General features: G+C 44.4%; 16 protein-coding genes and 1 rRNA gene. 11 read left to right on the top strand and 6 right to left on the bottom strand.

Annotated elements, in window-relative coordinates; genetic code table 11:
* Positions 1–115: 115 nt before the first annotated feature.
* Positions 116–1,647, bottom strand: a 16S ribosomal RNA gene (locus ONT18_RS14390).
* Between the two features lie 1,347 nt (positions 1,648–2,994).
* Between ONT18_RS14390 and ONT18_RS14385 the strand changes: the two genes are divergently transcribed.
* On the top strand, positions 2,995–3,144 hold the full coding sequence (locus tag ONT18_RS14385) for a hypothetical protein (protein WP_264906349.1): 150 nt from the start codon (positions 2,995–2,997) through the stop codon (positions 3,142–3,144).
* A gap of 117 nt (positions 3,145–3,261) precedes the next feature.
* Positions 3,262–4,020: a Bax inhibitor-1/YccA family protein gene (locus ONT18_RS14380; RefSeq protein ID WP_264906347.1), complete on the top strand. Its 759-nt coding sequence runs from the start codon at positions 3,262–3,264 to the stop codon at positions 4,018–4,020.
* A gap of 284 nt (positions 4,021–4,304) precedes the next feature.
* Here ONT18_RS14380 and ONT18_RS14375 read toward each other — a convergent pair whose 3' ends face one another.
* Both ONT18_RS14375 and ONT18_RS14370 read right to left on the bottom strand, forming a co-directional pair.
* Positions 4,305–5,324 carry a helix-turn-helix domain-containing protein gene (locus ONT18_RS14375; RefSeq protein WP_264906345.1) on the bottom strand — a complete coding sequence of 340 codons (1,020 nt, stop codon included), beginning with the start codon at positions 5,322–5,324 and terminating at the stop codon, positions 4,305–4,307.
* A gap of 130 nt (positions 5,325–5,454) precedes the next feature.
* Positions 5,455–6,783, bottom strand: coding sequence for an inositol-3-phosphate synthase (locus tag ONT18_RS14370; RefSeq protein ID WP_264906343.1), 1,329 nt, complete (start codon positions 6,781–6,783; stop codon positions 5,455–5,457).
* Positions 6,784–7,114: 331 nt separating this feature from the next.
* Here ONT18_RS14370 and argR point away from each other — a divergent pair, with 331 nt between their 5' ends.
* The 5 genes from argR to ONT18_RS14345 all read left to right on the top strand — a co-directional run bounded on the left by argR (position 7,115) and on the right by ONT18_RS14345 (position 11,837).
* Positions 7,115–7,603 (top strand): arginine repressor, encoded by a 489-nt coding sequence (argR, locus tag ONT18_RS14365; RefSeq protein WP_022121134.1) that lies wholly within the window; start codon positions 7,115–7,117, stop codon positions 7,601–7,603.
* 89 nt (positions 7,604–7,692) lie between these two features.
* Positions 7,693–8,304 (top strand): GNAT family N-acetyltransferase, encoded by a 612-nt coding sequence (locus tag ONT18_RS14360; RefSeq protein WP_022121132.1) that lies wholly within the window; start codon positions 7,693–7,695, stop codon positions 8,302–8,304.
* Positions 8,305–8,380: 76 nt separating this feature from the next.
* Entirely contained in the window at positions 8,381–9,583 is a 1,203-nt protein-coding gene (locus ONT18_RS14355) for an argininosuccinate synthase (protein WP_234564816.1), read from the top strand.
* 1 nt (position 9,584) lies between these two features.
* The gene (gene argC, locus ONT18_RS14350) at positions 9,585–10,586 is read left to right on the top strand and encodes an N-acetyl-gamma-glutamyl-phosphate reductase (protein ID WP_117662207.1); all 1,002 of its coding nucleotides are present in this window, start codon (positions 9,585–9,587) and stop codon (positions 10,584–10,586) included.
* Between the two features lie 108 nt (positions 10,587–10,694).
* Positions 10,695–11,837, top strand: a complete 1,143-nt coding sequence (locus tag ONT18_RS14345; RefSeq protein WP_264906338.1) for an aspartate aminotransferase family protein — start codon at positions 10,695–10,697, stop codon at positions 11,835–11,837.
* A gap of 161 nt (positions 11,838–11,998) precedes the next feature.
* On the opposite strand, the gene ONT18_RS14340 is transcribed toward ONT18_RS14345, so the two are convergent.
* The 3 genes from ONT18_RS14340 to ONT18_RS14330 form a co-directional block, all read right to left on the bottom strand.
* On the bottom strand, positions 11,999–14,125 hold the full coding sequence (locus tag ONT18_RS14340; RefSeq protein WP_264906336.1) for a TonB-dependent receptor domain-containing protein: 2,127 nt from the start codon (positions 14,123–14,125) through the stop codon (positions 11,999–12,001).
* A 345-nt stretch (positions 14,126–14,470) separates the two neighbouring features.
* Positions 14,471–15,079 carry a hypothetical protein gene (locus ONT18_RS14335; protein WP_264906334.1) on the bottom strand — a complete coding sequence of 203 codons (609 nt, stop codon included), beginning with the start codon at positions 15,077–15,079 and terminating at the stop codon, positions 14,471–14,473.
* 67 nt (positions 15,080–15,146) lie between these two features.
* On the bottom strand, positions 15,147–15,314 hold the full coding sequence (locus ONT18_RS14330; RefSeq protein WP_264906332.1) for a KilA-N domain-containing protein: 168 nt from the start codon (positions 15,312–15,314) through the stop codon (positions 15,147–15,149).
* 412 nt (positions 15,315–15,726) lie between these two features.
* Here ONT18_RS14330 and ONT18_RS14325 point away from each other — a divergent pair, with 412 nt between their 5' ends.
* The 4 genes from ONT18_RS14325 to ONT18_RS14310 all read left to right on the top strand — a co-directional run bounded on the left by ONT18_RS14325 (position 15,727) and on the right by ONT18_RS14310 (position 21,941).
* Entirely contained in the window at positions 15,727–18,492 is a 2,766-nt protein-coding gene (locus tag ONT18_RS14325) for a DNA methyltransferase (protein ID WP_264906330.1), read from the top strand.
* A gap of 243 nt (positions 18,493–18,735) precedes the next feature.
* Positions 18,736–19,518: a pyrroline-5-carboxylate reductase family protein gene (locus tag ONT18_RS14320; protein ID WP_006847541.1), complete on the top strand. Its 783-nt coding sequence runs from the start codon at positions 18,736–18,738 to the stop codon at positions 19,516–19,518.
* 196 nt (positions 19,519–19,714) lie between these two features.
* Complete coding sequence (locus ONT18_RS14315) at positions 19,715–20,269, top strand: helix-turn-helix domain-containing protein (protein WP_006847542.1); 555 nt, start codon at positions 19,715–19,717, stop codon at positions 20,267–20,269.
* A gap of 10 nt (positions 20,270–20,279) precedes the next feature.
* Entirely contained in the window at positions 20,280–21,941 is a 1,662-nt protein-coding gene (locus tag ONT18_RS14310; RefSeq protein WP_264906328.1) for an AMP-binding protein, read from the top strand.
* Positions 21,942–21,943 lie beyond the last annotated feature (2 nt).

Raw genomic sequence — 21,943 nt, 5'->3', positions numbered from 1 at the left:
GAAGAGAAGCGAACTTTAATCAGTCACTATCTCAACAAATATAGAAGTAAGCAAGAATGAGAACTCAACATTCAACATTCAACACTCAACATTCTCTCAATATTCGTCTCTCCAGAAAGGAGGTGTTCCAGCCGCACCTTCCGGTACGGCTACCTTGTTACGACTTAGCCCCAATTACCAGTTTCGCCCTAGGCCGCTCCTTACGGTCACGGACTTTAGGCGCCCCCGGCTTTCATGGCTTGACGGGCGGTGTGTACAAGGCCCGGGAACGTATTCACCGCGCCATGGCTGATGCGCGATTACTAGCGAATCCAGCTTCGTGGGGTCGGGTTGCAGACCCCAGTCCGAACTGAGACAGGCTTTAAGGATTTGATCGTACTTGCGTACGACCGTCTCTCTGTACCTGCCATTGTAACACGTGTGTAGCCCCGGACGTAAGGGCCGTGCTGATTTGACGTCATCCCCACCTTCCTCACACCTTACGGTGGCAGTGTCCCCAGAGTGCCCAGCTTCACCTGATGGCAACTAAGGAGAGGGGTTGCGCTCGTTATGGCACTTAAGCCGACACCTCACGGCACGAGCTGACGACAACCATGCAGCACCTTCACAGAGGCCCCGAAGGGCGTCATTGTCTCCAAATCCTTCCTCTGCAATTCAAGCCCGGGTAAGGTTCCTCGCGTATCATCGAATTAAACCACATGTTCCTCCGCTTGTGCGGGCCCCCGTCAATTCCTTTGAGTTTCACCGTTGCCGGCGTACTCCCCAGGTGGGATGCTTAATGCTTTCGCTTGGCCGCTGACCTATTCAGACCAACAGCGGGCATCCATCGTTTACCGTGCGGACTACCAGGGTATCTAATCCTGTTCGATACCCGCACTTTCGAGCTTCAGCGTCAGTTGCGCTCCAGTGAGCTGCCTTCGCAATCGGAGTTCTTCGTGATATCTAAGCATTTCACCGCTACACCACGAATTCCGCCCACTTTGTGCGTACTCAAGGAAACCAGTTCGCGCTGCAGTGCAGACGTTGAGCGTCTACATTTCACAACACGCTTAATCTCCGGCCTACGCTCCCTTTAAACCCAATAAATCCGGATAACGCCCGGACCTTCCGTATTACCGCGGCTGCTGGCACGGAATTAGCCGGTCCTTATTCATAAGGTACATGCAAAAAGTCTCACGAGACTCACTTTATTCCCTTATAAAAGCAGTTTACAACCCATAGGGCCGTCATCCTGCACGCTACTTGGCTGGTTCAGACTCTCGTCCATTGACCAATATTCCTCACTGCTGCCTCCCGTAGGAGTTTGGACCGTGTCTCAGTTCCAATGTGGGGGACCTTCCTCTCAGAACCCCTACTGATCGTCGCCTTGGTGGGCCGTTACCCCGCCAACAAGCTAATCAGACGCATCCCCATCCATCACCGATAAATCTTTAATCTCTTTCAGATGTCTTCTAGAGACGTCATTGGGTATTAGTCTTACTTTCGCAAGGTTATCCCCAAGTGATGGGCAGGTTGGATACGCGTTACTCACCCGTGCGCCGGTCGACGCCTATCGGAAGCAAGCTTCCAATATCGTTTCCCCTCGACTTGCATGTGTTAAGCCTGTAGCTAGCGTTCATCCTGAGCCAGGATCAAACTCTCCATTGTAAAATATCATTTTTACTTCTTGCCTCATTGCTGAAGCAATCGGTGTTTGTTGTCTGTACTTAGGACGAATATCCTTTTCGTTTATTGAAGCTTAGTAAACCTGACTTGTCAATTGCTTGACGGTTCGTTTCTTCTACCCAGTCAACTTTCTTATTTCTAAGAAGTTAACCGCTTCTTGTACTACTTGTCTGTTTATGTAAAATCTTTCAAAGAACTCTTTCTTTAATCGCTAAGAGAAAGCGTATTTCTCAAAAGCGAGTGCAAAAGTACTAACTATTTTTCATTCCGCCAAATCTTTTCGCAAAAAAGTTGCTTTTTTAGTCGGTTTTTAACATCTATAAAGACTTTACGCAAGAGATTTTAGCTGCTTACATTATTATATATATGCGCCTGCCTGTGCACACACTTAGGCGTATACGCAAGCGCACAATACTATTTAAGGTTATAATGCTTTTCAGTTAATTTACTCAAGTTTCGCAAGTTTTGTCCCATACGCCCTGAAAGGTTCTTGAACCACATGCGAAAATTCAGTTAATTTATATTTAAAAATTGACGCTTATCCGTAGCCATTAACTTTATTTCGCTGACAATACTATAAAAGGTTATAATGTTTTTAAGATAACTTATATTTTAGAAGTTTACGCTTATCCATAGCCATTAACTTTATTTCGCTGATAATATTTTAACGGCTTATACATCAAGGATACCGATTAAACTAAGTTTCTAGGAGTTTCTGCAGAAAGAAATCATAAAAAAAAGAGGACTCTCTAAAAAAAATGCCTCTTTCGGAACCCAAAATAAACGCTTAAAATATGTAAAAACAGGCTGGATTCTTAAAATATGTTTATAAAATACACAAAACACCCTTCACCACCCTTCACCCGTAACTATTTGACACATAAAACGTTAAATAAAAAGGTGAAGGGTGAAGGTTTGAAAACTCTTTTTTATATATACGCGCGGCAAGGGAAAAATGAAAGGGTACCCTAGGGTCAAAAATCGGAAAAACCCTAAAAAAAGAATATAATATAAGATTTAAAATATACCCTTCACCCTTCACCTCGTTGCCACAACCCAGTTTCCATATCTTCGTCATCGGATTACCTACATTTGTCTTCTGGGTTTATCCTTCGGAGATATTCTGCTATCCTTCGGAGATATTTTCTTATCCTTCGGAGATATTGTGCTATCTTTCGGAGATAATTTCGTATCCTTCGGAGATATTCTTCTGAATGATTCCATGATATTTTTCGCACTTTATTTCCCGAATCCACGCAAATCGCACAAATCGCATAGGTAGAAAACGGAAAAGACGTATCTTTGCATTCGAAATAAAACGAATAGCGTATGAGAGTGGTAGAAGAAAGAGAAGATAAGAGATTAAGATGGCAATGGCAGATCAGTTTCAACCGCAAGGAGACTGACATGAAGTCAGACATCACCATCATTCCTAGCGGCAACTATCATATCCTGATAAAGGGTCTGAGAATGACGTAAAATTACGGAATAAATGTTAATAAAGCGCAGAGATTATCGTTCGTTTCAATAAATGGCATTATCTTTGCGCTTATTATATTATTCAATAGACCATAAATAACAAAAGAAAATAGAATTATGACAGAAAAGGAAATGTACAATCTGATAAATAGTCAGAACAACCAGCAGAGCAATGGCTTTGCTGTTAATGAGAAAGAGCGAGGTATAAGCGGGGTTTTCTCTGCTTTGATGCGCAAAGTGTATACATGGATGACCTTAGCTCTCCTGATTACGGGCGTTACTGCCTATGGTGTAGCTAGTAGTCCTACCCTGCTGATGACCTTGATGACAAGCCGCGGCTTGCTCTTTGGTCTGATTATCGCAGAGCTCGCCCTGGTATTCATCATTACCGGTGCCCTACAGAGACTCTCCCTGACTACGGCCACCCTACTCTTCATCGTCTACTCGGTTTTGAATGGTGCCATGCTTTCATCCGTATTCGTAGTTTATACGATGACAAGTATTGCCAAGGTATTTTTTATTACAGCCGGCACATTCGGAGCGATGGCTTTCTATGGTTACACTACCAGGAAGGATTTGACCTCTTTAGGAAAAATACTCTTCATGGCGCTGATTGGTCTGATTATCGCTACCATAGTAAACATGTTCTTGAAGAGTTCTGGGTTTGATTACATTTTGAGTTACGCCGGCGTAGCCATCTTCGTTGGCTTGACCGCTTGGGACAGTCAGAAGATCAAGCAGATGCTCCAGACACAATACGACATGAGCGAGGGCGCACAGAAACTGGCACTCATCGGAGCCTTGACTCTGTATCTCGACTTTATCAATCTCTTCCTCTACTTGCTCCGCATCTTCGGAGGCAGTAACAAGGAATAATGAAAACGGGAACCGGGAATAAAGTAAAAAAACAAAGAATAACATACATAACGAGAAAGGTTGGCTTGCCCTCAACGGGTTGGCCAACCTTTATTTTTTAATTCCTAGAAAAAGTAAATGCTAGAGTTATATTCTCTTCAAAAAGTTCTATGGTGCAAAGATAGAAAAAAAATTGAGAACTATGGTTTCAAAATAGCAAAAATAAGTTTCAAATGGACAAAAAGTGTCTTTTGACATTTTTCAGTGTACCACTGATTTTTACAAACCACCTAAACACCAACAACTTATGCATTTACTCTATATTTATTAGGAGAGCAACCAAAAGAGGCAAAAAATACTCTTCTGAACGTAGAAATAGAATTAAATCCCGATTTGATGGCGATTTCCGGTAAAGGAAAGTTCGTTGACTTCAACAAGTTCTCAGCATACTGTATACGATAAGAATTCACATAATCATAAAACGTCTGCCCATTCTGTCGGTTAAAATAGCGACTCAGATAAGTACGGTTCGTACCTACAGCCAGCGCCACATCAGACAATTTCAGTTTCGGATTGAGATAGATTTTATCTTCCTCGAACAACCGCTGCACCTCAGCAGCCATCCCTGAAACATCTACTTCGTTCTGCTCTAACGGTACAATTTCAATATCGCTCAACTCTTCTATCACTGACTCATGCCTATAAACAAAATAATCTATCAGCATCCAGAGTATCAGAGAGCTTACCATATAGATATTGTCGTAATCCACATTAATAACGAAACAGCTCAGCGTCCATAAAAACAGAATCAGGAAGAAGGTATTGAGAATGGCAAGAAGCCAATTCAGATTAATATTTTCCTGATAAGAAAAGCGCTCTTTCAGCTGGCGGTGATACCTCCGAATCATAAAGAAAAGCAATATAAAGGTAGAGAATCCATAAATGGCTCCCCAGGCAGAAAGCACATAAAACCAGATGATATTATGGGTAAAAATATAGAACACCGGCAACAAGAGGAAAGGCAATTCCAGCATCAAAGCTTTCACCCATCCGAACCAGCCCGGCTTCACCAGTTCCATCAACACAAAGCTGTAGAACGGAATAATCATCATATCCAACGAAGACGTAAGATACCACGCATGCTCGTTGTCAAAACCATAAATCAGAAAGAAAACCAGGTCCTTTACCAACTGCAGGTCGACCACAATCATGAGCCACATAATCATCCGAAAGAGCATCTCCTTTCCTTTTCTCCAAAACAGGAATGCCATCATGGAGAAGAACATCATGCTCATACCATAAATAAAACTCGTTACCGAATCCATGTCTACTTTCTATATAAATAAACAAAAAGGCACACCTATGGAGAGATATTCTAACATTCCAAAGGTGTGCCATGATATAAATTTAATGCCTTATATATAATAAGGTGTAGTATTAAATGAAATAACCTGATTAGTCGATTTCCTCATCGGCCTCGTAACCTCCCATCTCACGGATAGCATTCTTCAGCATCGTATACTGCTGGTAGAGATGGTTTACAGGCTCTTCACCCTTAGTATAATCGTGCATAGGTGCCTTAAGGAAGAAACTCAAGAAACGCTGGATTCCGAAACGGCCTGCACGAGCAGCAAGATCGCTCAACAATGTAAGGTCGAGTAGCAATGGAGCAGCAAGGATTGAGTCACGGCAGAGGAAGTTAATCTTAATCTGCATTGGGTAACCCATCCAGCCGAAGATATCGATATTATCCCAACCCTCCTTGTTATCGTTGCGAGGTGGATAATAGTTGATACGTACCTTATGATAGTACTGGGTATCTTCATCGTTACCATGACCATAGAGATCTGGCTGAGCTTCAGGTTTCAGGATTGTCTCAAGAGTAGAGAGTTTACTTACCTCCTTGGTATGGAAATTAGCAGGTTCATCGAGAACGAGACCATCACGGTTGCCGAGAATATTGGTAGAGAACCAGCCATTCAAGCCGAGACAACGGGTACCGATGATAGGAGCGAAGCCACTCTTGACAAGAGTCTGGCCTGTCTTGAAGTCCTTACCGGCGATAGGCATCTTGGTCTTCTCTGCGAGTTCCCACATAGCAGGAATATCAACAGTTGTATTAGGAGCACCCATGATGAAAGGAGCACCCTCTGTCAAAGCAGCATAAGCGTAGCACATGGATGGAGCTACATGCTGGCGGTCGTCAGCCTTCATTGCAGCCTCAAGTGCTGCCAATGTACCATGAATCTCCATATCTACAGGAACATAGATTTCGGTAGATGCTGCCCAGATAACAACGATACGGGCACAACCGTTCTTCTCCTTGAAGTCGCGGATATCCTGACGAAGAGCCTCTACCATCTCCCAGCGAGTCTTGCAATCTTTCACATTATCGCCATCAAGACGCTTTGCATAGTTCTTGTCGAAAGCAGCCTTCATTGGTACTACCTTCTCCAACTCCTCGCGTACAGGATTGATATCTTTCTCCTTCAATACCTCAGCATACATAGCTGCCTGATAAGCATTCTGCGGATAAACATCCCAAGTACCGAATACGATATCATTAAGGTCAGCAAGTGGAACGATGTCCTTGTAGTGCAAATATTTCTTGTCTGCACCCTTGCCGACACGAATCTTATCGTACTGAGTCATTGAACCTACTGGCTTTGCAAGTCCCTTACGAGTCATGAAAACACCGGTCATGAAGGTAGTAGCTACTGCGCCACAACCAACAACCAAGATTCCCAGCTTACCTTCTGCTGGTTTAACATTAATTTTTTCCATCTTCTAAAGGTTTATTTTATATTAAGTTGATTATAATCTAAGAATTGTGTCTGCAAAGATAACAAAAACTAATTGAACCGATGCGGTTTCCGTAGACTTTTTTTCAATAATTTACAATAATTAGCTTAAAATGGATAAAAAGGCTATTCTGCATCAAAAGCCAAGTGTAGAATATTTGTATAAAAGAAGGTAATACATGCATATTTATTCCACGTTTATGCATAACGAAAGACAAAATAATGTTATTTTATGCATTTTTCTTTCATTTTATTTGGTTATTTGCAAAATATATTGTAATTTTGCAGCCGTTAAACGAATAAAAATACAGCATATGAAGGCAAAGAACAGCAGATTGGAAACTTTGAAGATGCTTATATCAAGTCAGGAGTTAAGTTCGCAAGACCAACTTTTGGAGGCTCTTCACAAAGAAGGCTTTAAGATTACGCAAGCAACATTGAGCCGTGACTTAAAACTGCTCAAGGTAGCAAAGGCAGCATCTTCGAGTGGAAAATATGCGTATGTCCTGCCCAACGATACATTATATAAGAGAGTATCAAACCATATTCCAGTGAGCAAGATGATGGTGAATACCGGATTCCAATCAATCAACTTCTCCGGGAACATGGTCGTGATCAAAACACGTCCTGGATATGCAAGCAGCATTGCCTATAACATAGACAATAGTGATATTTCTCAAATTCTTGGAACCATCGCCGGTGACGACACTATCTTCCTGGTTAAAAAGAAAGGTACCACAGAAGAGGAAATCATCAATGCACTAGCAGAGGTAATTCCAGACGTTCACCATAAATATATATAAGGTAGTTGCATTTTTATGCAAAGCATACACCTTATTATATATAAAGAAAGAATATTAAAACAAAAACATTTTAAGATAGAAGAGAAAAAATGGAAGAAGCAGAAGTTAAAGTAATGGTGGCTGACGAAAGTCACATCAAGTACATCGACACCATTCTGACTACAATTGCAGAAGCTGCAAAGAAGCGTGGTTCTGGTATCGCCAAGCGTTCACCAGAGTATGTTGCCACCAAAATGCGCGAAGCCAAGGCGGTCATCGCTCTCCAGGGCGAAAAGTTCGCAGGTTTCAGCTACATCGAAACATGGGGCAACAAGCACTATGTTACCACATCAGGTTTGATCGTTCACCCAGACTTCCGTGGTATGGGACTGGCTAAACGCATCAAGAACCTTACCTTTACGCTTGCCCGACAGCGATGGCCTCATGCCAAGATTTTCTCTTTGACATCCGGTTCGGCTGTCATGAAGATGAACACCCAGCTGGGTTATCTTCCTGTTACTTTCGCCGACCTGACCGATGATGAGTCATTCTGGCGTGGTTGCGAGGGTTGCATCAACGTAGATGTTCTCCATCGTACCAACCGCAAATACTGCATCTGCACCGCCATGCTCTTCGACCCAGAAGAACATCTGCCTATCAAGCTTCCTCAGGAAGTGATTGAGAGAATCCGCAAGATTGACGGTCCATCTGCAGAAATTTAAATCCTTACATATAATTTAAGGTGTTGGCAAGAATGCCATCTAAACATTATTCACCACATATTAAACATAAAATAAAATGGCAAATAAAAAAGTTGTAGTCGCTTTTAGCGGCGGTCTCGATACATCATACACAGTAATGAAGTTGACCCAGGATGGCTGGGATGTTTATGCAGCATGCGCTAACACAGGTGGTTTCTCTGCCGAGCAGTTGAAGACCAACGAGGAGAACGCATATAAGTTGGGTGCCAAGGCATACGTCACTCTCGACGTTACCCACGAGTATTACGAGAAATCATTGAAATACATGATTTTCGGTAATGTGCTCCGCAACAACTGCTACCCTATTTCAGTATCTTCTGAGCGTATCTTCCAGGCTATCGCCATCGCACGTTACGCCAAGGAGATTGGTGCAGATGCTATCGCTCACGGAAGTACAGGTGCCGGCAACGACCAGATTCGTTTCGACATGACCTTCCTGGTGATGGCTCCTGGTGTAGAGATTATCACCTTGACACGTGACAAGGCGCTTTCTCGTAAGGAGGAGGTTGACTACCTGAACGAGCACGGTTTCTATGCAGACTTCACCAAGTTGAAGTATTCATATAACGTAGGTATCTGGGGAACCAGTATCTGCGGCGGTGAGATTCTCGACCCAACCCAAGGTCTCCCAGAGGAGGCTTACCTGAAGCACGTTACTGCCAAGGAAGAAGAGGCCGAACTGAAGATTACCTTCGAGAAGGGTGAGATCGTGGCTGTCAACGGCGAAAAGTTTGATGATAAGATTGCGGCCATCCAGAAGATTGAGGAGATTGGTGCATCTTACGCTATCGGTCGCGACTGCAACGTGGGTGACACCATCATCGGTATCAAGGGTCGTGTAGGTTTCGAGGCTGCAGCTCCTAAGCTCATCATCGAGGCTCACCGTCTGTTGGAGAAGAGCACATTGAGCAAGTGGCAGCAGTATTGGAAGGACCAGGTAGGCAACTGGTACGGAATGTTCCTCCACGAGAGCCAGTACCTGGAGCCTGTAATGCCGGATATCGAGGCAATGCTGACTTCTTCTCAGCGCAACGTAAACGGTACAGCTATCCTGAAACTCCGTCCATTTAGCTTCCAGACTGTTGGTGTCGATTCACCAGACGATTTGACCAAGTCTAAGCTCGGTGAGTATGGTGAGATGCAGCACGGTTGGACCGCAGAGGATGCGAAGGGCTTCATCAAGGTAAGCTCTACCCCACTCCGTGTTTATTATGGTATGCACCCTAACGAGGAAAGATAATATGGTAAAAGTAGGTATTTTAGGAGCAGCAGGTTATACAGGAGGTGAGTTGATTCGCCTCCTTATCAACCATCCTGAGGCAGAGATTGTATTCGCCAACAGCGAGAGTAATGCCGGTAACCTGGTGGCTGAGGTTCACGAGGGATTGTATGGCGAGACTGATTTGAAGTTTACCGCCGAGATGCCTTTCGACCAGGTGGATGTCATTTTCTTCTGCTTCGGTCACGGCAAGAGCGAGGCGTTCCTGAAGGAGCACAATGTTCCGGAGAACGTGAAGATTATCGATTTGGCACAAGACTTCCGTCTTGCCCCTGAGACTGTGGTTGCTACCCAGCAGCCAACCCCAGCCGCTCACGATTTTGTATATGGTCTTCCAGAAATAAATGAATCAAAAATAGCCGTAGCTCAGCACGTGGCAAACCCAGGTTGTTTTGCAACTTGCATTCAACTTGGTTTGTTGCCTGCTGCTAAGATGGGCCTCATCAACAGCGATGTTTCTGTCAATGCCATTACCGGTAGCACCGGCGCTGGTCAGAAGCCAGGAGCCACTACCCATTTCTCATGGCGCAACAACAACATGAGCATCTACAAGGCATTCAACCATCAGCACGTGCCAGAGATTCGTGAGAGTCTGAAGCAGACACAGGGGTATCTCGATGCTGCCATCGACTTCATCCCTTACCGTGGCGACTTCGCCCGTGGCATCTTCGCTACAGAAGTAGTGAAGACCGACAAGCCAATCGAGGAAATCGTAGCCGGTTACAAGGAGTTCTACAAGGATGCCAAGTTCACCCACTATGTGGATAAGGCTATCGACCTGAAGCAGGTGGTGAATACCAACAAGTGCCTGGTTCATGTGGATAAGTATGGCGATAAGCTCCTCATCACTTCCTGCATCGACAATCTCTTGAAGGGTGCCGTAGGTCAGGCTGTCCAGAACATGAACATCATGTTTGGTCTCGACCAGACTGCAGGTTTAAAGCTCAAGCCATCAGCATTTTAGATAAAAGAATACGGAAGAACGGATGAAAAATCATTCGTTCTTCTATCATAAAAATAGTTTGTAATAAGATAACTCTATGAGTTGTCTTTCTTAAAACATAGATTTAACATGAAACTTTACGACGTATATCCTCTTTTCGATATTAATATTGTAAAAGGACAGGGCTGCAAGGTATGGGACGACAAGGGGCAGGAATACCTAGACCTCTATGGCGGTCATGCCGTTATCAGCATCGGTCATTGCCATCCTCACTATGTGGAGATGCTCACCAACCAGTTGAACAACCTGGGTTTCTATTCCAACTCTGTCATCAACAAGTTGCAGGTGAAACTCGCTGAGCGTCTGGGCAAGATAAGCGGTTATGAAGATTATCAGTTCTTCCTCATCAACTCTGGTGCCGAGGCAAACGAGAATGCCTTGAAGCTGGCTTCATTCACCAACGGAAGAACCCGCGTGCTTTCTATAGAGAAGGCTTTCCACGGCAGAACATCCCTTGCCGTAGAGGTAACAAATAATCCTAAGATCATCGCTCCTATCAATGACAATGGTCACGTAACCTATCTTCCTATCAACGATTTGGAGGCTTGGGAGAAGGAACTCGCCAAGGGCGATGTATGTGCTTGTATCATTGAGGCAATCCAGGGCGTAGGTGGTTGCAACATGGTAACTCCTGAGTTTGCTCAGGGATTGCAGGCAGCCTGCAAGAAATACGGCACTTTCCTGATTTGCGATGAAATCCAGTGCGGTTATGGTAGAAGCGGTAAGTTCTTCGCTCACCAGTGGTTGGGCATCAAGCCTGATCTCATCACCGTAGCCAAGGGTATAGGTAATGGTTTCCCTATGGGTGGCGTATTGATTTCTCCAGAGTTTACTCCTGTATATGGTCAGCTGGGTACTACTTTCGGTGGCAACCATCTGGCATGTACTGCCGCTCTCGCCGTTCTCGATGTTTTCGAGAAGGAGAATCTGGTACAGAATGCGCATGAGGTTGGTGAATATCTCATTGCCCAGCTGAAGGAGTTGCAGAAGCGCAACAGCCACATCACAAAAGTTCGTGGCCGTGGTTTGATGGTAGGCGCCGTACTCGATATTCCTCACAAGGAAGTTCGCAGCAAGCTCATCCACGAGCAGCACTGCTTCACCGGTTGCGCCGGCACCAACATCCTCCGTATCCTCCCTCCATTGGTATTGACCAAGGAAAATGTAGATGACTTCATCGAAAGATTGGAAACCGTATTGAAGGAAGTATAAACCCATTGAGATAAGGATATAAAGAAAACTCAACCCATAAAAGAAATAGGAATCACTCCTATCGTGAGCAGCAAGCCCTTTGCGGTTTGCTGCTTTTTTGTTCCCCTTATAGGAAATCATCTTAAATGTCTCTACTTTCGAATAAAAGTAATAAAAAATATTTACAGTCGATTCAACTCTGCATTACCGGCACCAGTTCCCTTGTACTTGCTGCGTGTGGTATTGAACTTATAGCGAAGGGTGAATTGCAGGTCTCTCGTACCTCGCTTAGATACTTGCAGGAGTTCCATCTTCTGGTTATAGAGTAAGTCGGCATCCCAACATTTATAAAGCAGGTCGTTGCCTTTTATTTCCAAGGTAAGGGCATCCTTTAGGAATGACTTGCTGATGCTGACATCCAGTACATGCTGCTCTTTGGCAAGATATACGTTCATCGTGTTACCCTTGCTCTGATAGCGATAATCCACGTTAAGGGTGATGCCGCATGACAAGGAGAAGGCATTGTTGAAGTTGCCCATGAAAATAGGACGATTCAAGCGATAAGATGCCACATCAGTATGGAGGGTGAACCAGGGTTTCTGCATGCCCAAGTTGATTTGCGGCGCCCAAATGCCTATCTTTGGAGCGGCACTGATGTAGGCGGTCATGCTCTTGAGACTCTTCACGTTCTTACGACTTATCATGGTAATTGCTTCGTTCTCAGGAATTTGCTCCGCCCAATAGATGATGGCATTGCGAGAGTCCTTGTAGTTGACCATAAACTGGATGAACTTCCATACACCCGATAATTCCACTCTGTGATTGGTTTCGTTGTCGAGATAAGGATTACCAGTCTGGCGAGTAAATCGATTCATATAAGATACATTGTTGCTCAGTTGACTATATGAAGGACGAGAGGTCTTTACCGAATAGCTCAACTGTGCCATTACCTTACCTACCTTCGCACCATAGCTGATGGTAGGAAAGAGGTTACGGAAGGAGCGACTCTGCTCGGGCTGATAGATGCCTGCATCATAATACTTGAATCTTACATACTCGTATCGCAACCCTGCCGTGATGTTTCCTATCGGGGTGAGGCGCGCATATTGGATGAATGGACTTGCCGTCTGCTCCTCCAACTTGCTATAAGAGTTGGCGAGGAGGTCTGTGCGGTTCACTTCGTAGTCATCGTTGCGACGGGTATGGATATACTCAGCTCCATAGGAGAGATTACCGCCTAAGAGAGGAGAGGTAATTACGAGTTTGGTAGCTACCATCTTATTGCTCACACGATTCTTGGAGTTGATGTTACGAGAATCGTGCTCCTGGCTCTGTTCATCGCTATAGGCATAAGCCCTGTTTGTACTGAAATAGAGGTCGGTATTCAGATCAATAGTGGTCTTGCCCAATGTGCCGTTGTAGTAGGCATTCAATTGATGGCTAGGGCTGTTCTTGTCGACCGTCAGACCATCGGTTTTGATATAGTCGTAAAACTTACCGTCGGCAGTTACCTGACTATCGAAAAAATCTTTTGAGCGAGAATAGCCTGGCGAGGTCAAGGTGTATCTCGCACCAATGGAATGATTGGCATTGAAATCATAGCTAAAACCACTGATAAGACGGTGCGATTCTATGCGACCAGTTACTTCGTTGTTGTTATGCTGTTGCCAAAGCGTATCTACATGTACAGTCTGCTCGTAGATGGCCTTTTGCATCCATGTTGCATCAGAGAACTTATAAGTGGCAAAGAGATTCAGTCCATTATGACGATAGTTCATGTTAACCTGTTGGATGGTATTGTCGTGCTTATTATACCAATACACAGAGCGAGTATCAAAGCCGATACCTTCTCCTTTCTTCTTGATGGTCTTGATTTTGATTACTGCATTTACCGAAGCATCGTAGGTAGCTCCTGGATTCTGGATGACTTCCACACTCTTGATGTCAGAAGATTTGATGTTATCCAACTCACTGATGTCTTGCATCTTCCTGCCGTTGATATATATAATAGGTGTACCCTTGCCGACCACCTCATATCCATCTTTCTTCTTCACGATACTCGGCACATGCTTCAATACATCTTCTGCCGTACCCATCTTGCTAAGCACGGTTCCTGCCACGTTGGTCAGCAGTCCTTCGTGGGTCTTCTTATATTGAGGAAGATGAGCTTTCACCACCACTTCGCCAAGTTCTTTGGAGAACTTATCAAATAGGGTCGTGTCGGAAATCTGTTCACCATTGATGTTCTGTGCCATCATCTGTGTTATGGTAATGCCACAGAAGGATGCTACTAACGCAAGTCTTTTCATTGTCTTATTATTCTTTATGTTGTTACTATTCTTATTTGTTGCAAAATAGCAAGGCAACGGCTATGCCAAAAACATAAACGACTGATTATCAGAATATATAGAAAAAAGGTCATAAGATGACCTGTCTAAATACTTGACACTGCTGTCTAGTTATTAGACAGAAAAGCCATCAAAAAGGTTGCGATGCGACATCATCTCCTTCATATACTCATGGTATCATTATTGTATTCTTGCTGCAAAAGACTGAAAAACAATGAAATGGCAAAATCTATCATATTTTTATGAGGGACTTTTTAGAAGATTAACACACTTTTATGAGGGACTTTTCGAGTTATCCATACACTTTTATGAGGGACTTCCTACTTTTTCGTCTTTTGCTGTATCTTTTTGTATTTCAATTGGCTCTATTTCCAACTGATCAAAAATTATTTTATCTGAATTGCAAATTTCATTCTTGAATTTAGAGATATTTTTATTAGAAGCATTATTCAAATATACGACAATTCTATTTTGAATAGGTCTGATACCAACAGCAACCCACCCAATTTCGTCTCGCAATGCAGCTTTCTTGGCAAAAGATACTTTCAATTTAGCGTTTAATTCTTTTAATTCTTGAAGAGAATAAGTACAAGATACAAATGTCACATTTGAATCCGTGCCTAGTCTTTTCTTTATATCTTCTATTCCTTTTGGACTTCCATTTTTGACCATGACAATAAGTTTATTTGCCTTGACATATGAGCCTCCAAAATATTCTGGTGTTATTATGTCATCAGATGTTGTGTTGTTTTTCCTTACTGCAACATTTGCATAAGAATCATATAACTTTTCATTAAGTTGTTCTATGTTGCTTGCATAAGAAGGACTACACTTATTACTATTCTCTGCACAAGAAAAGATAAATCCTAAAAGGATTAAAGAGAAGATTGTAAAGTATAAATTCTTACTATTCATAGTTGATAAAATTTAATAATACTACAGCATGGGGTAGTTCCACCCATCGAATCGGGCTCAAATGCTCTCAAAGTCCTAAGTACTCCAAGGTGTTTTTGGAACGCAACCAATTCTTTACCACATCTTTGGGTTCAATGGGATTCTTCTGCCATGCTATATCGGTAATGCAGATGTAATCAACACCATCTTTGGTTAGTGTTTTTTTCGTTTGGTTTCTTACAATAATCTTTGCCATAAGATATTTGTTTTTGCATTCATTTTTTATTTTTTGCGTTGTCGGTTTCCCGATTGCGAATGCGAATATACGAAAAATATCGCTAAAATGGAAACAAAAGAATAAAAAACGGATGAAATTTCGAAATAAGACTTGGTTTTTAACGGTTGTTATAGCATTGGCGCACGTTTATTGTAGTGTTAAGATTGCAAAGACTATAAATAATGATAAAGGCATTTAGTGAGGAAAAAGAAAAAAAGATTAATTGAGCAAGCAAATGTCAAAAGCAAATAATAGAGCGGCAGCCGATACATTTTTGGCTGTTGCTCTTGGCGTTTTAAGAAAAAGTTATTACCTTTGCCAACAGGAAGAGACAACGCAAGAGTAGCCGACGAATTCTTCACTCTTCGTTCTTCACTCTTCACTTACGAACATGACAGAGAAACAACAAAGCATGGCTGCCGCTGCCTTCGCCAAGAAATGGGAAGGCCGTGGATATGAGAAGGGCGAGAGCCAGACATTCTGGATAGAACTCCTCACCGAGATTTTCGGGGTGGAGAGTCCTTCTGTGTTCATCACCTTCGAGCAACAGGCACAGCTCGACCATACATCCTTCATAGACGGAATGATTCCCTCCACCCATGTGATGATAGAGCAGAAATCACTGGGCAAGGATTTGCGACAAGCCATCAAACAGAGCGACGGCTCTTTATTAACCCCCTTCCAGCAGGCACAGCGATACTCTGCCGTGTTGCCCTACTCCGAGCGACCTCGCTGGATTGTTACCTGCAACTTCGCCGAGTTTGATGTCTATGATATGGAGAACCCAAAGGGTGAGCCATCCCGTATTCTCCTCAAAGACTTGGAGAAGGAGTACTATCGCCTGCAATTCCTGGTAGAGCAGCAGGGCATTCACCTGCAACGAGAGATGGAGGTATCGATGAAAGCTGGCGAGATTGTCGGCAAACTTTATGATGCCTTTATCACTCAGTATGATGCCAATGACCCTCAATCACTGCGCTACCTGAACATTCTTTGCGTGAGGTTGGTTTTCTGCCTCTATGCTGAGGATGCAGGAATCTTCGGCAAACGAGATATGTTCCATGATTTCTTGGCTCATTATCAGACGGAAGATATGAGAATGGCTCTGGTACAACTCTTCGAGGTTCTCAACACCCCTGCCGACAAGCGAAGCAAGTATCTCAATCCCTCGCTTGCCGCCTTTCCATATACCAATGGCGGACTCTTTGCCGAGGATATAGACATTCCGCAGTTCACCGACGAACTGCGTGATACGCTCCTGCAGCACGCCTCGCTCGATTTCGACTGGAGCGAGATTTCTCCAACCATCTTCGGTGGAGTATTCGAAAGCACCCTCAATCCAGAGACTCGACGCTCAGGAGGTATGCACTACACCTCGATAGAGAATATCCATAAGGTAATAGACCCTCTGTTTTATAACGACCTTAGAAAGACATTCGATGATTGTCTGGAGGAAAGCAACATCAAGAAACGTATGCAGCAACTTCATGCCTTGCAAGACAAGATGGCTGAATTGCGTTTCTTCGACCCGGCGTGCGGTTCAGGAAACTTCCTCACGGAGACTTACCTTTCGCTCAGAAGACTGGAGAACGAGATTATCAAGCAGATATACAGCGTGGAGCAACTTAACGCCTTCGAGAATCCCATCAAGGTGAACATCCATCAATTTTACGGCATCGAAATCAATGACTTCGCCGTCACCGTAGCCACCACCGCTCTCTGGATAAGCGAGGCGCAAATGATGGCAGAGACAGAGAAGATCATCCACCACGACATCGACTTCCTGCCTCTGAAGAGCTACGCTAACATTACAGAGGGCAACTCATTGCGAATTGCCTGGGAGGAGGTATGTCCGAAAGATGAGTTAGATTATATCATAGGTAATCCACCATTTGTAGGTTACTCATTGCAGAGCAAGGAACAAAAAGCTGACTTGCTCAATATTTTCGTGGATGAAAAGGGCAAACCATATAAGACAGCTGGCAAGATAGACTACGTGGCTGCTTGGTATTACAAGGCTGCCCAAATGATGCAGAACACTAATATCCACGCAGCTCTTGTTTCCACCAATTCCATCACACAAGGAGAGCAGGTTGCAGCGATATGGAAACCTCTCAAAGAAATGTTTGGCGTACATATCGACTTCGCTTACCGCACCTTCAGATGGGATAGCGAAGCTAGCCTGAAAGCACATGTACATTGCGTGATTGTAGGATTCTCGGATGTTCCTACCAACAAGCTAAAATTATTGTTTGACAACGGACAGGTGATAGAAGCGAAAAACATCAATGGGTATCTGATAGATTCGCCAGACGTTTTCGTAGAAAGCAGAACTAAAGCTCTTTGCGATATTCCGCTTATGACAAAAGGTAGCCAACCTACAGACGATGGCAACTTGATTATAGAGGCAGACGAATATGAAGACTTCATTACAAAAGAACCCAATACCAACAAATTTATACGTCCATTCGTAGGTGCGCAAGAGTTTTTGAATAAGAAAAAGCGTTGGTGCCTTTGGCTTGTTGGAGCTTCACCATCAGAACTTAAAGCATTGCCAGAGGTGAGAAAAAGAGTGGAAGCCGTCAGAGAGTTTAGGCTAAAGAGCAAGAAAGAGGCAACAAGAAAGAAAGCCGACATGCCAACCCTCTTTGATGAAAGAAGAGCCTCAACTACAGAGTACATTATTGTTCCAAGGCACTCGTCGGAAAACAGAAAATATATTCCAATGGGATTTGTCAATCCGAATATCATCGCAAGCGATGCTGTTCTAACAATCCCTTCCGCCACTCTCTACCACTTCGGCATCTTGGAGTCGAACGTCCACATGGCATGGATGCGAGCGGTGTGCGGTCGCTTGAAAAGCGACTATCGCTACAGCAAGGACGTGGTGTATAACAACTTCCCATGGCCATCTTCTACTCCAGAGCAGCAAGCGAAGATAGAGGCATCCGCCCAAGCCATCCTAGATGCGAGGGCATTGTATCCCGACTCTTCTCTCGCCGACCTCTACGACCCGACACTCATGCCAAAAGAGCTTTTACAAGCACATCGTCAGAACGACCGAGCCGTGATGGCAGCCTATGGTTTCTCCACCAAGATGACGGAGAGTGAATGCGTAGCGGAGCTGTTCAAGAAGTATGCGGAAATGGTGGAATAAAGAATTTGCAATATAAGCCAACAAGGGCATCAGCATCCATCTCCATCATCTATAAGATAGGCAAGTACAAGGAAAAGAGAACCAAGGACGTGGATACTTCCAGAATGGGAGTAAACTAGCGAATTTCTTAAAAAATCGTCAGTAAACAAGCATACTTTCTTAAAAAATCGTCTATAAACTGCTCTTTTTTCTGATAAAAGTAGTATCTTTGCACCATAATTGCATTTTAACTATAAGACGACAATGAAAATAACAATTATCGGAGCAGGTGCTATGGGCGGTGCCATGGCAGAAGGACTCTTGCAGAGCGAGAAGTTCACTCCATCAGATATTACGGTATCTGACCATAACCAACCAGTATTGGATCACTTCGCAAGCGAAGGAGCCAGCGTAACTCTCGACAACCAGTTGGCTTGCCATGGCGCAGACATCATCTGCGTGGTAGTAAAGCCTTGGTGCGTGGAGAAGACATTGAAGGGAATCAAGGATGCACTCAACTACAAGAGTCAGAAACTCGTAGTGGTAGCAGCCGGTGTGCCATCAGCCAACATCAAGGAGTGGCTGGACAAGGATGGCATCACCCCAACCTTCTTCCTCGTGATGCCAAACATCGCCATTGCCTACAAGCAGTCGATGACCTTCATCACTCCTGTAGATGCATCTGCTACAGAAATCCAGCAGATTACAGAAATCTTCGATGAATTGGGCGAAAGCCTCATCATGGAAGAACGTCTCTTCCCAGCAGCTACCGCTATGTCGTGTGCCATCGCTTACGCCATGCGCTATGTAAGAGCCAATGTGGAAGGCGGCGTAGAGATGGGCTTCAAGGCTAAGGATGCCCAGAAGATTGTCTTGCAGACCATCAAGGGTGCCGTAGAGCTGCTTCAGGAAACTGGCGAACACCCAGAGGCTGCCATTGATAAAGTAACAACTCCTGGCGGCTGCACCATCAAGGGCCTCAACACCATGGAACAAGGCGGCTTTACCAGCGCAGTAATCAATGGTTTATTGGCAGGAAAAAAATAAGAAAATGATACAATGAATGCTGCACAGATTACTTTATTTGTGCAGCATTTTCGTTTTTATAAGCACAAAGAGTTATAAAAACGTAAGTTTTTTGAGCCGTTTTAAATATTTTTCGTATCTTTGCGCTTACATTTCGAAATTGCCCAGCAGCAACTGTTCGATGTATTATCAAAGCAAACAATAAAAAGAATATTTTATGGACGAAGCAATCAAACAAATCGGTGAAAGGCTGAAAGGTCTCCGCGAGGTTCTCAATATTCCTGCCGAGGAAATTGCAGAACTGTGCGAAATCAGTCTTGATCATTACCTCAAGATAGAATCCGGTGAGGCGGATCCTTCTGTTTATCGCCTGTCAAAAATCTCTAAGCGATACGGCATCGACCTTGACGTATTGCTCTTCGGCGAGGAACCTCGCATGAAGGGATACTACGTTACCCGCAAGGGACAGGGACCGGAGATAGACCGCAACAACCAGTATAAATACCAGAGCCTTGCCGTAGGATTCAAGGATAGAAAGGTGAATCCGTTCATGGTACAGGTGGATCCGTTGCCAGGCGACAAGAAGCCAAACAAGAACGGACACGACGGACAGGAATATGATTATGTGATTGAGGGACAGCTCGAAGTAACCATCGAAGAAAAAGTGATGGTGCTGAACCCAGGCGACAGCATCTACTTCGACAGTAGAAAGTCGCATTGCTTCCGCTCACTCAACAATGAGCCAGCCAAGTTCCTTTGTATAATTATCTAGAAGAGTAACTATGATCGAGAGATTTCTAAAACAGACAAAATTCACTTCAGAGCAAGACTTCAAGGAGCATCTGGAGTTTATCATACCAGAAGATTTCAACTTTGCCTACGACGTGATGGATGAATGGGCAAAGATCAAACCAGACCACGTGGCGCTGCTTTGGGCAAGTGAACGTGGCGAAGAAATCCGTTTTACATACAAGGATCTGAAGGAGCAGAGCGACAAGGCTGCTGCTTACTTCCAGAGTCTCGGCATCGGTCACGATGATAAGGTGATGCTGATTCTGAAGCGTCACTATCAGTGGTGGCTCGCCATGCTCGGTCTCCACAAGTTGGGTGCCGTAGCCATCCCTGCTACCCACATGCTTACCAAGCACGACATCATTTACCGCAACAATGCAGCAAGCGTGAAGGCTATCATCTGCTGCGGCGATGATTACGTGGTAGAGCAGGTTAATCAGGCAATGCCAGAGAGTCCGACTGTCAAGACATTGATTAGTATCGGTCCGGATATCCCTGAAGGTTTCCACGACTGGATGAAGGAATGGAACGAATGTGCTCCTTTCGTTCGCCCAGAACATGTAAACTCTAACGAAGATACCCTGCTGATGTACTTCACATCGGGAACCACTGGCGAGCCAAAGATGGTGGCACACGATCACCTCTATGCGCTCGGTCATCTGACCACGGGTGTATATTGGCACAATCTCCACGAGAACTCCATCCACCTTACCGTAGCCGATACCGGTTGGGGCAAGGCTGTATGGGGCAAGCTCTACGGACAATGGTTTGCCGGAGCTACCGTCTTCGTCTTCGACCACGAGAAGTTTACAGCGGATAAGATCATGCGCCAGATTGAGAAGTATCACATCACCTCTTTCTGTGCCCCTCCTACTATCTACCGCTTCATGATTCAGGAGGATTTCTCTAAGTATGATCTCAGCAGTCTTGAATACTGCACCACAGCGGGTGAGGCAATGAACCCATCCGTGGCAGAGACCTTCCAGAAGCTAACTGGTGTTCAGATTTACGAGGGCTTCGGACAGACCGAGACCACCATGACATTGGGAACCTTCCCTTGGATCAAGCCAAAGCCAGGAAGCATGGGCAAGCCAAACCCACAATATGATGTTCACATCCTTCGCCCAGACATGACGGAATGCGAAGATGGTGAAAAGGGCGAGATTTGCATCCGCATCGGCGATGACAAGCCTATCGGTCTCTTCAAATATTACTATCGCGATGAAAAGCAGACCAAATCGGTTTGGCACGATGGTTTCTATCATACAGGTGATATGGCTTGGCGTGATGAGGAAGGCTACTTCTGGTTTGAGGGAAGAATCGACGACGTGATCAAGAGTTCGGGTTACCGCATCGGTCCTTTCGAGGTAGAGAATGCCCTGATGACTCACCCTGCCGTAGTAGAGTGCGCCATCACCGGTGTGCCAGACCCAATCCGCGGTATGGTAGTCAAGGCTACCGTTGTACTGAAGGATGAATACAAGAGTATGGCGGGTCCAGATCTCGTCAAGAAGTTGCAGGATCATGTGAAGCATGAGACTGCTCCTTATAAATATCCTCGCATCATCGAATTCGTAGATGAACTGCCAAAGACCATCTCCGGCAAGATTCGAAGAGTAGAGATTCGGGAAAAAGACAATAAAAAGAAATAATG

The organism is Segatella copri (assembly GCF_026015295.1).
In the GTDB taxonomy this organism is placed as follows: Bacteria; Bacteroidota; Bacteroidia; order Bacteroidales; family Bacteroidaceae; genus Prevotella; species Prevotella copri_C.
Note: the sequence above shows the minus strand (reverse complement) of the source record. Positions and strands in the feature narration are given on the sequence as shown.